This window comes from Natronomonas sp., from assembly GCF_046483325.1.
Classification (GTDB): domain Archaea; phylum Halobacteriota; class Halobacteria; order Halobacteriales; family Haloarculaceae; genus Natronomonas.
This window is the reverse complement of the sequence record NZ_JAWODL010000038.1, coordinates 1-15,603: the sequence shown is the minus strand read 5'-3', so window position 1 is coordinate 15,603 and position 15,603 is coordinate 1. Positions and strand designations below refer to the sequence as shown.

At 64.0% G+C, this 15,603-nt stretch carries 12 protein-coding genes; 3 read left to right on the top strand and 9 right to left on the bottom strand.

The features are described from left to right. Positions 1-48: 48 nt before the first annotated feature. Together R6U53_RS10425 and R6U53_RS10420 are read right to left on the bottom strand one after the other, a co-directional pair. Positions 49-1,023 (bottom strand): biotin-dependent carboxyltransferase family protein, encoded by a 975-nt coding sequence (locus R6U53_RS10425; RefSeq protein WP_410322300.1) that lies wholly within the window; start codon positions 1,021-1,023, stop codon positions 49-51. After that, entirely contained in the window at positions 1,023-1,925 is a 903-nt protein-coding gene (locus R6U53_RS10420) for a 5-oxoprolinase subunit B family protein (RefSeq protein ID WP_410322299.1), read from the bottom strand. The genes R6U53_RS10425 and R6U53_RS10420 overlap by 1 nt, the downstream gene beginning before the upstream one ends. A 278-nt stretch (positions 1,926-2,203) precedes the next feature. Here R6U53_RS10420 and R6U53_RS10415 point away from each other — a divergent pair, with 278 nt between their 5' ends. Continuing rightward, on the top strand, positions 2,204-3,529 hold the full coding sequence (locus R6U53_RS10415) for an aspartate aminotransferase family protein (RefSeq protein WP_410322298.1): 1,326 nt from the start codon (positions 2,204-2,206) through the stop codon (positions 3,527-3,529). 3 nt (positions 3,530-3,532) lie between these two features. On the opposite strand, the gene R6U53_RS10410 is transcribed toward R6U53_RS10415, so the two are convergent. Both R6U53_RS10410 and R6U53_RS10405 read right to left on the bottom strand, forming a co-directional pair. Continuing rightward, positions 3,533-4,294 (bottom strand): LamB/YcsF family protein, encoded by a 762-nt coding sequence (locus R6U53_RS10410; RefSeq protein WP_410322297.1) that lies wholly within the window; start codon positions 4,292-4,294, stop codon positions 3,533-3,535. A 255-nt stretch (positions 4,295-4,549) separates the two neighbouring features. Then, positions 4,550-5,284 carry an aspartate/glutamate racemase family protein gene (locus R6U53_RS10405; RefSeq protein ID WP_410322296.1) on the bottom strand — a complete coding sequence of 245 codons (735 nt, stop codon included), beginning with the start codon at positions 5,282-5,284 and terminating at the stop codon, positions 4,550-4,552. A gap of 119 nt (positions 5,285-5,403) precedes the next feature. On the opposite strand from R6U53_RS10405, the gene R6U53_RS10400 reads away from it, so the two are divergent. Next, on the top strand, positions 5,404-7,491 hold the full coding sequence (locus R6U53_RS10400; protein ID WP_410322295.1) for a hydantoinase/oxoprolinase family protein: 2,088 nt from the start codon (positions 5,404-5,406) through the stop codon (positions 7,489-7,491). A 5-nt stretch (positions 7,492-7,496) separates the two neighbouring features. Next, the gene (locus R6U53_RS10395) at positions 7,497-9,317 is read left to right on the top strand and encodes a hydantoinase B/oxoprolinase family protein (RefSeq protein WP_410322294.1); all 1,821 of its coding nucleotides are present in this window, start codon (positions 7,497-7,499) and stop codon (positions 9,315-9,317) included. 40 nt (positions 9,318-9,357) lie between these two features. Here the strand turns inward: R6U53_RS10395 and R6U53_RS10390 are convergent, their stop codons facing one another. The 5 genes from R6U53_RS10390 to tnpA all read right to left on the bottom strand — a co-directional run. Then, positions 9,358-9,777, bottom strand: a complete 420-nt coding sequence (locus R6U53_RS10390) for a DUF3830 family protein (RefSeq protein WP_410322293.1) — start codon at positions 9,775-9,777, stop codon at positions 9,358-9,360. A 69-nt stretch (positions 9,778-9,846) separates the two neighbouring features. Continuing rightward, complete coding sequence (locus tag R6U53_RS10385) at positions 9,847-11,820, bottom strand: hydantoinase B/oxoprolinase family protein (protein ID WP_410322292.1); 1,974 nt, start codon at positions 11,818-11,820, stop codon at positions 9,847-9,849. Between the two features lie 2 nt (positions 11,821-11,822). Then, positions 11,823-13,847: a hydantoinase/oxoprolinase family protein gene (locus R6U53_RS10380; protein WP_410322291.1), complete on the bottom strand. Its 2,025-nt coding sequence runs from the start codon at positions 13,845-13,847 to the stop codon at positions 11,823-11,825. 124 nt (positions 13,848-13,971) lie between these two features. Continuing rightward, positions 13,972-15,231, bottom strand: a complete 1,260-nt coding sequence (locus tag R6U53_RS10375) for an RNA-guided endonuclease InsQ/TnpB family protein (RefSeq protein WP_410322290.1) — start codon at positions 15,229-15,231, stop codon at positions 13,972-13,974. Further along, positions 15,228-15,603 (bottom strand): IS200/IS605 family transposase (gene tnpA / locus R6U53_RS10370; RefSeq protein WP_410322289.1); only part of this gene is annotated, 376 nt, incomplete at its 5' end. The genes tnpA and R6U53_RS10375, both read right to left, overlap by 4 nt.

Sequence of the window (15,603 nt, the reverse complement as noted above, 5' to 3'; positions counted from 1 at the left end):
CCCCCTGGGACGGCGATAGCATCCCACGTCGGGGCAGCGGGACGGCGCTCAGTCCAGCAGTCGATCGCGGAGCGTTTCCAGGCGGTCGTTCCACGCCTCCCGTGCCGCCAGCGCTTCGTCGACGGAAACCGATTTCAGCGTGACCGTCTCGTGGGACCGTCCCTGAGCGAGGGTGCCGCGGTCGGGACTGATCACCGTGCCGACGGTCGCGTACCCACCACCGGTGACGGCGTCGCGCATCAGGACGATCGGTTGGCCGGCCATCTGTATCGAGCCGATGGGGTAGCCGAGGTCGACGACGTTGGTCGGGTCGGTGCCCGCGCCGAAGGGCTGCTCGCGCTCGCGGAACATACCCTGGATGTCGACGTCGGCGTCGAGCCGGTAGCCGACGCGGTCGGCCTCGTCGCTGATCTTCCACTCGGTTCCGAGCAGGACGTCGCGCCCCTCGTCGGTCAGCCGGTAGTCACACAGTCCCATCACGACGCGGATCGGATCGTCGTCGCCGTAGTCGGGAATGAACGCGTCGTCGACCGTCGCACCCTCCCACCCGTCGACGGACGCGTCGCCGATCGGGAGTTCATCGCCCGCTTCGAGTCCGCGACCCTCGTAGCCGCCGATACCGATGAGCGTGTACGTCGCGCGACTGCCCATCACCTGGTCGACGTCGACGCCGCCGGCGACGGCGAGGTACGCGCGCGCTCCCTCGGTCGCGAACTGGAGATCTAGGGTCTGTCCGGCGTCGACGCCGACCGCGGTCCACATCGGCACGGCCTCACCGTCCAGCTCGGGCGACATGTCGGCGCCACAGACGGCGATGAGCGCGTCCTCGTCGAACTCGATGGTCGGGCCGGTGTAGGTCATCTCCAGCGTGGCCGCCTCGGCCTCGTTTCCGACGAGGAAGTTCCCAACGCGGTGGGCGTACTGGTCGACCGCGCCCGACGGCGGCATTCCGATGTGGTAGTTGCCGAACCGGCCGGTGTCCTGTACCGTCGTCGACAGACCGCCTTCAGTGACGTGCAACATCACTCGAGCACCTCCGTGATCTGCTCGGTGTAAGACTTCGGTCGCTCGAAGAACGCCTCCGGTTCGAACTTGAACGGTTCGATGTTGTACTCGTAGTCGTTGGCCTCGACCTCCTCGCGGATGACGTCGTATTCGTCGCGATCGACGCGCCGGAAGTTGATGATATCACCGGGGTTCGGCAACACCATCGAGTCGCTGAAGGCGCTCAGCTGCTGGTCGACGTCGAGTACCTCCACCGGCGTCCGGCCGAACAGCTGGTAGCCGCCGGCGCCCTGCACCGGATAGATGGCGGTGAAGGCACCACCGAAGCCGACGGCGCGCGACGGCGTCTCCGTGCGCGGTTGGACGTACTTCGGTACCTCGATCTGCTGGTCGCGCGGGACCATCTGGAACGTCCAGGGCAGCCCCGGGACGAACCCGACCATCGTCACCATGTGTGGCGCGCCCGCGTGAGCCTCGATGAACTCCTCCGGGCCGTCGAAGCCGTTGATACGGGCGGAGTACTCCAGGTCCGTCGCGTCGGGATCCTGGTGGCGGTCGCGGAACTTCATCAGCGTCTCGTGGGTCCACGGGTCGTCGTAGAGTACCGGGACGTCGATGACTCGGGCCTCCCACGCGTACTCGGTAAGGTCGATGGCGTCTTCGATGGCGCGAAGCTCCTCGATGAGATCGTCCGGGGCGATCGCTCCCGGATCGAAGTGGAGGAGATACGATGCGTTCGAGGCGGCGATTTCGATGATTCCCGACAGGTCGTGCGCTCTGAGTTCCTGCGTTATGGCTTGTGCCTTGAAGTTCGCGGAGAAGCTCATCGACTCCGCAAGCTCGACGAATATGTGGTCGTCGCCTCCATACTCGTACCGTGGCGACGGGAGCGATTGTCGCTCTATTCTGGATTCTGACATCAACAGGCGTTCTATTCTGCAGTTGTAATCATATAATTACCGGTGGGTTTCGCTCCGACGTGACCGGCAAGCGTTACGCGTCCGGCGAGCCGTCCGGACGGTGCAATGAGACGGCGAACGTCGTCGACGAACGAGCCTCCTTCCGACGTATCCCGCTTCGACGCCTTCGAAAAACGGACGGATTCGACGTCATCCGCCGATCTGACGGAGGGTAGTTTTTTGTATTTTGGCTTACGTTGATTAGGTACACAACGGTCATCGCGACCGGGTGCCCACATATGTCTGAACAAACACGACGGTCAACATCGAACGAGGACATCGAATCGACATACGACGAGTACATGATGCCCATCTGGAAGTCCCTGGACGTTCCCATCAAACGGGCGAAGGGGTGTTACGTCGAGGACTACGACGGCAACGAGTATCTCGACGTCTTCTCGGGGATCTCCGTCACCAACGCCGGCCACGGCAACCGCGCGATGGTGGACGCAGCCCACGAGCAACTCGACAGGTTCATCCACGGCTGTTCGTACCTCCATCCGAGCGAACCCGTCGCGGACCTCGCCGAGAAACTCGCCGAGGTAACGCCGGGGGATCTGAAGAAGTCGTTTTTCTGTAACTCCGGGACGGAAGCCGTCGAAGGTGCGGTCAAACTCGCTCGGAAGTACACCGGGAGCAAGGAGATCGTCGCCTTGGAGATGGGCTTTCACGGCCGGACGCTCGGTAGCCTCGCGCTGACGGGCAACAAGAGCTACAAATCGGAGATGGCACCGACGATCAACGATGTGGCCCACGCCGCGCCGCCCTATGCCTACCGGTGTCAGATGTGCGACGGCGGTCCCTGTTCGAACGCCTGCGCCGACGACGTCCAGCGAGTCATCGACACCCACACCGCCGACGACCTCGCGGCGGTCGTCGTCGAACCCCTCATGGGTGAAGCCGGGCTGGTCGTGCCGCCGGAGGGGTGGCTCGAGCGGGTTCAGGAGATCGCCCACGAGCGTGACGCCTTGCTCATCGTCGACGAGGTGCAGTCTGGTTACGGTCGCACCGGCGAGATGTGGGGCGTCGATCACTACGACATCGTCCCGGACATCATGCCACAGGCCAAAGGCATCGCCAACGGGTTGCCGCTGGGTGCCTTCACGGCGACCGAGGAGATCGCCGACGCCTTCGAGTCCGGCGATCACCTCTCGACGTTCGGCGGTAACCCCGTCGCCTGCGCGGCGGCAAACGCGACCATCGATGCCCTGCAGGACGGCCTCGTCGACAACGCACGCGAGCAGAGCGGCTGGCTCGACGGGGAACTCGCCGCCTTGGAGTCGGAGTACGACGTCGTCGGCGAGGCCCGCGGGCTGGGACTGATGCGCGGTCTCGAACTGGTCGATCCCGACGGCGACACCGGCCCGATGGGCGTGTCCCCCGAGCCGGCCCCGAAGTACGCCAAGAAGGTCAGCGAGCATCTCCGCGACGAGCACATCATCATCGGCGTCGGCGGCTTCCACAAGAACGTGATGCGCCTCCAGCCGCCGCTGAGCATCGAACGGGCGCAACTCGAAGAAACGATCGAGGCGCTTCGCGGCGCCCTCGACGAAATCAGCGCGTGACGCTCAGGCGATTTCCGACAGCGGCGCGAGTTCGATATCGTGATCGTCGACCGCGTCGTGGATCGCTTCGAGCAGTTCTACCGGGTTCGGCCCGTCGCCGTGGATGCAGATGCTCTCGGCGGGCACGTCTATCATCTCGCCGTTCGCAGCCTCGACGTGTCCCTCCGTGGCGATGTCGACGAAGCGCTGGGCGGCCAGTTCCGGATCGCGGCTTCCCTTCTCCTGTTCGACGATGAGGCTCCGGTCGGCGCGGTACTCGAGGTCGACGTACCCCTCGAACACCGCCCTGAGGTCGTCGTACTCCTCCGTCACCTGGTAAATGTTGCTGTCGGTCGCCAGGTAGATGAGGTCGTCGTCGACCTCGAGGATACCCTCCATGACCGCCCGTGCGTGGTCTGCGCTTTCGGAGAGCATCGAGTACATCGCGCCGTGGGGCTTGACGTGCTGGAAGGTGACGCCGTGTTCGTCCGCGAAGGCCCGGAGCGCGCCGAGCTGGTAGACCACGTAGTCGCGCACTTCCTCGGGCGTGGCGTCCATCGTTCTGCGACCGAATCCCATCTTGTCCGGCAGTCCGGGATGGATGCCGACGCCGACGCCGTGCTCGGCCGCGAGTTCGACGGTCTCGTTCATCACGTGAGGGTCGCCGGCGTGGAACCCACCGGCGATGTTCGCCGACGTGATGAAGGGCATCACGGCCGCATCGTTGCCCATCGTGTAGTTGCCGAAGCTCTCTCCCATATCGCAGTTGATATCTATCACGACCATGCCATACGATTGCACGGGTAGTGAATTATATATTACGACACTCGCGCGTGCCGATCGCAGCGTTCGTCGATAGCGTGCAGTGACCGAGCACTCCGTCGGTTATGCGCCGGCTGAAAATGGGGTCCACGATCGGATCCCGGTGATTCGTTCCGCTCTGTTCTATCGACGCAGACGGCGATCCAGGCGGATTTCGATGAAAGCGCGGGTAGACGACCTGGCGTCGACGACGCTATCGGTCGTCGGTAGTCGCTCCGCTCAGAACTCCAGCCAGTCGGGATAGCCTTTCAGTTCCTTCGACTCCGGCTGTTTGTAGGTCATGATCTTGCTCGTCGTCTTGCCGAGCCGCACCATCCCCTCGGTGATGACGCCGGCAGCGGCCACGCTGTCGATGACTGGGACCGGCAAGCGCTCTTCGAGTGGCTCGTCGAGCCCGCCCATGCCGGCACACCCCAAACAGATCGCCTCCGCGCCGTCCTCCTCGATGGCCGTCACCGCGGCGTCGTAGAGCGCTTCTTCGGCGGCGTTACGGGTCTCTTCGGTCTCTACGACGGTGAGTTCGGTACACCGAACCGAGGCGCACTGGCCCCACAGTCCCGTGGTTTTGATCCGCTCTTCGATGAAGTCACGTGCGCGCGGGAGGATGGTCGCGACGGAGAAGTTCGCGCCGAGCATGTTGGCGGTGTACATCGACGCTTCGGCGATGCCGACGACCGGCTTCTCCGTGACCTCCCGACAGGCGTCGATGCCGGGGTCGCCCCAGCAGGCGTTGATGAACGCGTCGACGTCGTCGTCGGCACTCAGTATTTCCTCTAAGACGCCGGGAACCGCGAGGAAGTCGTCGTAGTAGGATTCGATGCTGATCGGGCCTTTCTCCGGCGAGACGGCTTCGACTTCGACGTCGTCGCTCGTGTATCGACGTATCTGCCGCCCGATGTTCTCGGTCATCTCCAGCGTCGTGTTCGGGTTGATCGCCTTGATTCGAATGGTCATACTCTGTGTGAACGGTTATCGGTCCGTCTCAATAACTGTTAGTGTAAACGGGCCTGCCGAATCACACCAGTGCAGGGAACCATAACGCTGATAATCTGTCCGGAGGAGAATAGCTAACAATGAAGATTTTGGGGATCGATATCGGTGGCACGTTCACCGATCTCTATCTCGTCGACAACGTCCAGAACGCACAGACGATTCACAAGGTGAGTACGACGCCGGCGGACCCATCGGAGGGTGCGCTCACCGGCATCCGGGAACTGTGTGAGATGACCGGGACCGACCCGAGCGACATCGACTACGTCCTCCACGGGACGACCATCGCGACCAACGCGGTGTTGGAACACGACGGGGTCGAGACGGGGATGATAACGACGGAGAACTACCGCGACATCACACACATCGGTCGCCACCAGCGGCCACAGAACTACTCGATACAACAGGACATCCCCTGGCAGGACAAACCGCTGGTCGAGCGCCGTCACCGAAAGACGGTTCCGGAACGGATCGTCCCGCCGGACGGCAGCGTCGAGACGGAACTGGACGAGACCGCCGTCCGTGAGGCCGTCGACGAACTCAGCGCCGACGGCGTGGACGCCATCGCTGTCTGCTTTCTGTTCTCGTATCTCAACGACGACCACGAACAGCGAGCCAAGGAGATCGTCGAGGAGGAGTACCCCGAGGCGTACGCGACGGCGTCCAGCGAGGTGTATCCGCAGTTCCGCGAGTTCGAGCGCTTTACCACCACCGCGATGAACGCCTTCATCGGTCCGCCCGTGGCCGCCTACATCAGCCGGTTCAAAGAACAACTCTCGGGTATGGATATCGATGCCGAACTGCATATCATGCAGTCGAACGGCGGCATCGCGACCGAGGAGATCGTCGTCGAAAAGCCCGTCTCGCTGCTCTTTTCGGGGCCGGCGGCGGGCGTTCTCGGCGGGCAGTGGCGCAGCGACGCCAACACCCCGACGGAGTCGCCGAACAACACCATCACGCTGGATATGGGCGGGACGAGCGCCGACATCGGCATCATCGACGACGGTGACATCGTGGAGGCGAACGTCCGCGAGACGGAGATCGGCGGCTATCCGGTGATGGCACCGATGATCGACATCGAGACCATCGGCGCGGGCGGCGGCTCGATCGCTCACGTCGACCAGGGTGGGGCGTTCCGCGTCGGGCCCCGATCCGCCGGGGCGATTCCGGGCCCGGTTTCCTACGGCCGCGGCGGGACGGAGCCGACGGTGACCGACGCGCACGTCGCACTCGGACGCATCCGCGAGGAGTTCTTCCTCGGAGGGGAGATGGAACTCGATACGGGCGGTGCGACCGAGGCCGTGACTGAACACGTCGCGGAGCCGCTCGAGATGGACACCGTCGACGCGGCGTTGGGCGTGCTCGACATCGTCAACAACAACATGGCGAACGCCATCCGGGCGAAGACCGTACAGAAGGGACGCGACCCCGGCGCGTTCACGCTGGTGGCGTTCGGCGGTGCCGGCCCGATGCACGCCGCGGACGTCGCCCGCGAACTCGGCGTCGAGCGGACGCTGGTTCCGGCCAACCCCGGTGTCCTCTCGGCGGTCGGTCTGTCGACGACGGACCTCCAGTACGACTACATCAACACGGAGTTTACGCTCGTCGAGGACGCCGACCACGCGAAGGTACAGACGAACTACGACGATCTCATCGCGGCCGCGGAACGACGACTCCGCGCGGACGGTATCGATCGCGCGGGCATGACGATCGAAATGACCGCCGACTGCCGATACGAGGGACAGGGGTACGAACTCAACATTCCCGTCGGGACCGACGGCGATCTCGACGCGCTGGCGACCATTCGCGAGCGCTTCGACCGGGCCCACGAAGCGGAGTTCGGCCACAGTTTCGAGGACAACGCCGTCGAAATCGTCAACGAACGGGTCACCGGCTACGGCGGGATTCCCTCCTCGGACCTCGTTTCTGTCCCGGAGAAGTCGACGGACAGCTCCGAGCACGTCCTCGCCCGGGAAGAGGTACAGTTCAGCGTCGGTGGCGACATCCGGAGCCATCGCACGCCGTTCTACGACCGAACGGACCTGCGCACCGGTCACGTCGTTGAGGGGCCGGCCATCGTCGGCGAGAAGGACTCGACGCTCATCGTCCCGCCGGACTTCCGGGCGACGGTGCGTGAGTACGGCGACATCGAACTCGTCAACACGGAGTGATATATATGAGCAAGACCACCCAAACCGACCGCACCGTTCTCGATCAGACCAGCCCGCGGAACCGCGTCGACGACCCGGAGGACCACATCGACCCCGTCAGACAGCGCGTCATCAGCGGCAGTCTCGTCAACATCTGCGACGAGATGGGGCACAAACTCACGCGGATGTCCTACTCCTCGATCATTCGCGAATCGGAGGACTTCGGCTGTGCGATCCTGGACGAACAGGCCCGACAGATCGCCGAGACCGACAGCACGCCGCTGCAGATGGGGCCGATTCCAGCCTACGTCCGGGGCGTCGTCGACCTGTTCGAAGAACGCGGCGCGACGTTCGAAGAAGGGGACGTGATCCTGCACAACGATCCCTACTACGGCGCGAGCCACGCTCCCGATTTCGCCGTCGTCATCCCCGTATTCCGCGACGGTGATCTCACCGCCTTTTCGGTGACGACGGCGCATCACCTCGACGTCGGAGCGGACAAGCCCGGTACCTGCATCATCGACACCGTCGACGCCTACAGCGAGTCCGTCCGTCTCGATGCGGTGAAGATAATCGAGGGCGGCGAGCGCAACGACACCGCCTGGCAACTCATCGAGGACAACATCCGGGTCCCCGACATGGTCATGGGCGATATCGAAGCACAGATCGCCGCCGCTCGGGTCGGCGCCGACCGGCTTCACGACCTCTTCGACGAGTACGACCACGACACCGTCAAACTGGCCGGCCAGGCGATGATGGACTACTCCGAGCGGATGCTCCGCCATGAGATCGAAGCGCTGCCCGACGGCACCTACTCCGCGGAGGGCTACATCGACGGCTTCCTGGATTCGGACGACGAGCGCGAGAAGGACATCCTCCTCGCGGTCGATCTGGAGATCGATGGCTCGGACATCAACGTGGACCTCTCGCGGTGTGCCGACCAGGTCGACGGCCGACCGATAAACATGCCCTTCGAGGGAACAGTCGTTCCCGCCGTATTGTTGGTGATCCGCTCGACGCTGCTCGATACGGAGGAGTTCGAGCTCGTCCCGCAAAACCACGGCATAACCCGGCCGATTCACGTCCACGCGCCGGCTGGCAGCATCGCAAACCCCCGCTTCCCGGCGCCGACCATCGCGCGCTTTTGCCCGGGGAACCGACTGGCCGACCTCACGCTGCAGGCGCTCGCACGGGTCGTCCCCGAGAAGACCTGCGCGGGCATCGGCAACCTGAAGATCTGTACGTACAGCGGCGTGACCGAGGACGACGAGTACTGGGTGTACATGGACATCACATCCGGGAGTTACGGAGCGCGACCGACGAAGGACGGCCTCGACGCGGTGGACACGCTGTACGCGAACACGCGGAACAACCCCATCGAGGACATCGAGAGCCACTACCCGCTCCGGGTCAATCGCTACGAACTGCGAGAAGACGTCGAGGGGGCTGGCACCCACCGCGGCGGTATCGGTGCCATTCGCGAGATGGAGTTCCAGACGGCAGGGCGCGTCTCCATCGAGGGCGATGGTAGCAAGTACCCTCCGTGGGGCTTCGACGGCGGCCACGACGGCACGCCCGGCGCGGTCATCGTCGAGGACGAAATCGACGAGTCGACGCCCCGCTCGAAGATGTCGAACAAGCGGATGGACGCGGGGCAGTCTCTCCAGACGATCGGCCCCTGCGGCGGCGGCTGGGGCGACCCCGAGGCGCGAGACCCCGAGGCTGTCCGCGAGGACGTTCGGGACGACCTCCTCAGCAAAGCGCGCGCGGAACGCGTGTACGGGGTCGTCCTGACGGACGACCTGACGGTCGACGAGGCGGCGACGGCACAACGGCGCGCCGAGTAGTCACGCGACACGGTCGTTTTTGCGGTAGAAGGTGCCTCGCTCAGTCGGCCAACCGGATCGTGATATCGAGTGCGCCGTCCCGAAGCGTCCTCTCCTCCAGCGCGGCGAGGCGGTCGCGGTCGGCGGACAGCGTCGCAAAGTGATTGCCCGCGAGCTCGCCGGCGGGACTCTTAAAACAGGTCGGGCCACAGGGGACGAGGATCTCCTGTTCGTTCTTGTACCCGGGGTACAGCAACAGGTCGCCGTAGGACGGATACACGGTGTGGTTTTCGCGCGGAAGCTCCGGGAGATCGAGGTCGTCGATGTTGACCCACGTCGCGTGTCCGCTCCAGCGGACGTGCATGAGTTCGGAGTCCAGCGGGAGGAACGCCCGGACGGCGGCGACAGACTCGGGCGCCCGCTCCGGCAACAGTTCGGCGGTCAGTACGGTGTCGTCGACGACGAGTTCGAGTTCGCCCATAGACGGCCATTCCGTCGTGGGGATACTATGTGCTTCGGTCGTCGAAAGCGGGTGGCTATCGGGGGCAGTCTAGCTCCACTCGCTCGCTGCTCTGTCCCGGAGCATCTCGCGGAACTGCTCGGTCGTCCGTTCGAGCAGTTCGCCGTTCGACCAATCGCAGATGACGCCGTATCTGCGGATCAAATCGAGTCCGTCGAGGTCGCCGTCGCGGTAGCGCCGTGCGATGTCCTCGGGATCCGCTTCGAGCCAGTCGTCGCGGTTCTGTCGGATATACGCCCGTTTCTCCTCGGTGGCGTCCTCGTCCATATCGTACGCACAGAGGTCGGCGTCGACCTCCTCGATGACGACGCCGTAGTCCTTGGCCGCCCGTTCGATGGAGACGTAGTCGTCTTTGACGTCCTCGACGACGGCTTCGGGGTCGCGGTCGAGCGGGTCGCCGAAGCCGCCACCGCCCGAGGACGGACGGCCGAACTCGTCACCGGGCCCGATGGGGACGTTCGAGAAGACGGTACCCATCTCCTCGGGGTCCTCGCCCTCCCGCGTGAGCGTCACGCCGTGGGGGATACCGGGGAGCCCTCCGTTGATGCCCCACGTGATGGAGCGGGCGCGATCCGAACAGTACGAGATGACGCTGCCCTCGCAGTCGAGCATTCGACCACCCTTGCGCAGTCCGCAGCCGCCGCGGTACTCGCCGGGACCGGCGGAATCGGTGACGATGTCGTGCTGACTGGTCAGGAGTGGCGCTTCACGCTCCTGTCCTTCGAGTGACTGCACTGCCAGTCCGGCACCGAACACCGGTGCCGTCGCGTTCGAACCGTCCTTCCCGTCGCGGCCGCCCCAGCCGCCGGCCATCCAGTCGTACCACGCGAACTCCTGGCCCTCGCGTCCCTCCCGCTGGTCGTTGCCGCCCGCCAGCAGGTATTCGAGGTTGAACGCGCCGGCCATCGCGCGCTCGGGTAGCACCTCCGACCAGAGCTCGAAGATGGCGTTCATCACCTTCTCGTAGGTGCCGGCGACCGCCCCCGTGACGGGGATCGGTGCCGGTGCGTCGACGACCGTTCCTTCCGGCAGTTCCGCGCTGACGACGCGGTACATCCCCGAGTTCAATGGGACGTCCGGGAAGAACATCTTCGTCCCGGCGATGACCGCCGAGAAGGAAGTGCCGAAGGTCGCGTTCAGGAAGTTTCCGATATACTCGTCCGACCCGGAGAGGTCGTAGTGCACCTCGTCGCCGTCGATGGTCATCTCGACGTCGACGCTGACGAAGCCCTCCTCTTTATGCGGGTCGGCGTCGATGTAATCCTCCGTCCGCCAGGTCCCGTCCGGCAGGTTGCGGATCTGCTCGCGCATGATGCGCTCGACGTAGTCCTGTGACTCGTCGAAGGCGGTCAGCACCGTCTCCACGCCGTACTTCTCGACGAGTTCCAGCAGTCGGTCGGCCGCGATTTTCGTCGCTTCGGCCTGCGCGCGCATGTCGCCGAGGCGGTCTTCGGAGAGTCGCATGTTCGTCGTCAGGACGTTGGCGACGTCCTCGCGGAACTCGCCGGCGTCCCAGATCTTCACCGGTGGGATGCGCAGTCCCTCCGCGAAGTGGCTGTTGGCCTCGATGTTGAACGAGCCGGGCGCGGGCCCGCCGACGTCCGCCCAGTGACCGTTAGACTGCGTGACGGCGATGAGTTCGCCATCGTGGAACACCGGGCGCATGATCCTGACGTCGTTGATGTGGGTGCCGCCCAGATACGGGTCGTTGACCATGTAGACGTCGCCGGGGTTGATGTCGCCCTCGAAGTACTCGAGCGTCGCCTTACAGGTGTAATGAAGCGTGCCGACGTGGACCGCGATGTCCTTCGATCCCTGCATCACCGTGTTGCCCTGCGCGTCGTTCAGGCAGTTGCTGAAGTCGCGATTGTAAATGACGAAGGAGTAGCACGTCCGTTCTATCTGTTCTGCCATCCGGTCGACGAGGTTCCGGAAGGAACTGCGTAGCACTTCGAACGTCACCGGGTCGAGGTCGATATCCGCTTGAGGTCGTGATTTTGCCATTGTTATACCGTGATGATGATGTTGCCCGTTTCGTCCACCTCGGCCGTCACCTGCGGCGGGACGACGACGGTGGAGTCCATCTGTTCGACGATCGCGGGGCCGGTGAATGTGGCCCCGGCCCCGAGTGCGTCGCGGTCGTAGACGTCCGTCTCGACGTACTCACCGGCTTCCTCGAAGTAAGCCTCGCGCGTGCCACGGTGGGCGTCTTCCGCGGTGCCCGCCGCTATCTGCGGGAACGAGGGCTTTGTGACCACGCCGCGACCAGTGACGTGGAGGCCGTAGAGTTCGACCGGCTGCTCCTCGTCGGAGTAGGCGTAGGTCCGCTCGTGGCTGCGGTGGAAGCGTTCGCGGACCGTCTCGATACTGTCGATGGGGCGCGAACAGGGCACTTCCAGCGAGCGGAACTGCCCCTTGTATCGCATCTTCACCGTGTGATCCATCCGCATCTCGTCGTCCTCGACGCCCTCGGCGGCGAGCCGTTCGTGTATCTCCGACTCCATCTCCCCGAAGGCGTCCTCCATCTCGGTCACCACGTCGGCCGTCGCGTCGGCGATGAAGGTCCGCGAGAGGTCGTGCTCGACGTCGACGAGCAGACAGCCGAGCGCGGAGTTGATCCCGGGATACGGCGGGACGATGACTTTCGGAATGCTCATCTGCTGGGCGACGTGGGCGGCGTGCATCGGGCCGGCACCGCCGAACGCCACCAGCGCGAAATCCCGCGGGTCGTACCCCTTGCTGGTCGAAACCAGTCGGACGGCGTTGCACATGTTCGCGACGGCGATCTGCTCGACCGCGGAGGTCGCCTCGATCAGATCCATGCCCATCGGATCGGCGATGTCCCGTTCGATGACCTCGCGGGCGCGATCGGCCGTTGCGTCCATGTCGCCTCCGAGGAAGGCCGTCGGGTCGACCCAGCCCAAGACGACGTTCGCGTCGGTGATCGTCGGCTCGTCACCGCCGCGCTGGTAGCAGGCCGGGCCGGGATCGGCACCCTGGCTCCGCGGTCCGACGCGGAGGGATCCGCCGTCGTCGATCCACGCGATCGAGCCGCCGCCCGCCCCGATGGTCTCGATGTCGGTCGACGGGAACATGATCGGGTAGCCGTACTCCACCGACCACTGGTCGGTCATCTCGATGTCCCCGTCGTGGGTCAAGGAGATGTCGGCGCTGGTGCCGCCCATATCGAAGCCGATGGCGTTCTCGAAGCCACACTGGTCCGCGATGTACTGGCTGGCGATGGCCCCCGCCGTCGGCCCGGAGTTCGCGATCCGGGCCGCGTAGTAGGCGATGGCCTCGGTCGTCATCACGCCGCCGCCCGAGTGCATCGCGAGTACGTCACCGTGATAGCCCCGTTCGTCCAGTTGCGCCGAGAGGTCGGTCAGGTACTCCCGAACGACCGGTACGAGCGCCGCGTTGATGATGGTCGTGCTACTGCGCTCGTGTTCGAACATCTCCGGCAGGATCTCGTGGGAGGTACAAACGAAGGCGTCCGGGTGCTCCTCTGCGACGATATCGGCGATTCGCTGCTCGTGTTCGCCGTTGACGTACGCGTTGATGAGCGAGACGGCGATGGTGTCGATGCCGCGTTTCTCGAAGATGCGTGCGACCTCACGGACGGCGTCCTCGTCGAGCGGTTCGACGACATCCCCGTTCGCGTCGATCCGTTCGGGAACGCCCAGCCGGTCGCGCCGCTTCACGTACGGGTCGGCGACGTCCTCGTAGGCGTCCCACAGTTCGTCTTTCGTCGAGTCGCGGATCTCGTGGACGTCTCGAAACCCCTCCGTCGTGATGAGGCCGATACGCGGGAGCTCGCGCTCGATGAGTGCGTTCGTCCCGACGGTCGACCCGTGCGAGAAGAAGTCGATGTCCTCGATCGGTGTCGCCGCCTTTTCGAGACCGTTTATCACGCCGACAGCGGGGTTGTCCGGTGTCGACGGCGTTTTGGTTATTTCGATGTCTTCCAATGCTTCGTCGAAGATGATCACGTCGGTGAATGTGCCACCAATATCTACACCTGTGCGTATCATGTGCTACCGGATTATGTGAATAGGACTTAGATAAGTGTTAGCGTAACGGGAATTGACCTCCTCCGCGTGAACGCGGAGGAATCCCACCACGGGATTTCAGGCCGAGTGTAGCGGCCTGTTGGTTTCAAGACGCATACGTTCCACGCGTCGTCTGCTGGTTTTCAGCATCGGCGTGGCTGTCTTGTGGCCCGGTCAAAGAGGCCCCATCCGTAGCCGAGTCATCGTCACCGGCCTTCTGTCGGGAAGTCCGGTCGCTTTGGCGGTGACTCTCTCCACTACGGTAGCGGTCTGCAATGTTTATCGCCCCGTTCACGTCGGCTTGATACTCACCGAGCCAGCAGTCGTCGTTCGAGCATCTGAACGTCGCCTGTCGTGGCCGGTAGCCGTGTTCACCGCAAGCGTGGCACGCCTTCGATGTGTTCCGAGGATTCACCGTCTCGACGGGAATCCCCTTCTCGGCGGCTTTGTAGCGAATCTGTGCGTGGAGCTTGGCAAAGCCCCACCCGTGCAACCGTCGGTTCATGTCCTCGCCGTAGTCCATGTTCTCGCGGATGTACGTCAGGTCTTCCAGCACCAGCACTGGGTTCTCGACAGACTCGGCGTATGCCACGACCTCGCGGGTTACACGGTGGAACACATCGTCAATCTGGTCCCACAGCGAGTCGCCGTAGGACTCCGCGATTCGCTCACTGCCGCGCTGCTGAAGCCGTCGCTTGGCGGTGAAGTAGGTTTTGCGGAGCCGACGAACGGTCTTGCCGTCGTCGGCCCACAGTTCGGGGCGAACAGGAGAACCGCTCTCGTCGCGGTGACACACCGTGACGAGACTCGCTTCTCCAATGTCCACGCCTATCGGCGTCCGCTCGTCGGCGGACGCCTCAGATTCGTCCTCCACGTCGCGGGTAACGGTGATGTGGAGATACCACGTCCCGTCCCGCTCGAACAGCCGACTTTCACCCATCTCGGCGTCGTCTGCGTACACCGCTTCGAGCCACTCCCGCTGTTCGGGATTGGCGCGTGCCGGTATCCAGAGGTGGTAATCCTCGTGGTGTGGGACTTTGACGTACCACTCGATAGCGTTCTGTGGCTGATGGTCAAGTTGCAGTCCCTCGTTGGTGAACCGCACCGGATGGTCGTCGTGAAGCTTGTCGGCATCGTAGCTGTTCCCACAGAGTTGTGGGACGTACTTCTTGAGGGCGTTTTTGGCGTAGCCGCTCAGGTCGTACTCGACAACCACGTCGTTGGCGGCTGACTGTGTGTCACAGCCAGCGGCGAAGGCGGCCTGAAGTGCCTGCTGGTACGCGTCCTGTGTCTCACGAAGCTTCTGCCGCTTGTGGACGTTCGGGTCCACAAGCTTCAGTTCGAGCGTTTTCGTGAGTTCGGTCACGCTTCGGCCTCCTTGTGCCGGTTGATGTAGTTCTCGACAGTTTCGCTGGAGACGTGCCCGGCTGTTCCGGCGTAGTAGCCGCGTGCCCACCGAATTTTCTCGCCGTCGTGGTCGGCGTGGCGGTGGTTGTATTTCCGTGAGGAAATGCCCTTGAACCAGTTGGCGAGCAGTGATGGGCTGTGTTTGGGCGGGCTACTGACGAATAGGTGAACGTGGTCGGGCTGGACAGTCAGGTTTTGAATGTCCAAGCCCTTCTCGTCGGCAATTTCGTGGAGGATGGATTCTACACGGTCGGCAACCTCTCCCGTCAGTACCGCGTTGCGCCGTTTTGACGTAGTGCCAGAGCCCGTACCGGGCGTAGGTGAGTTCCCC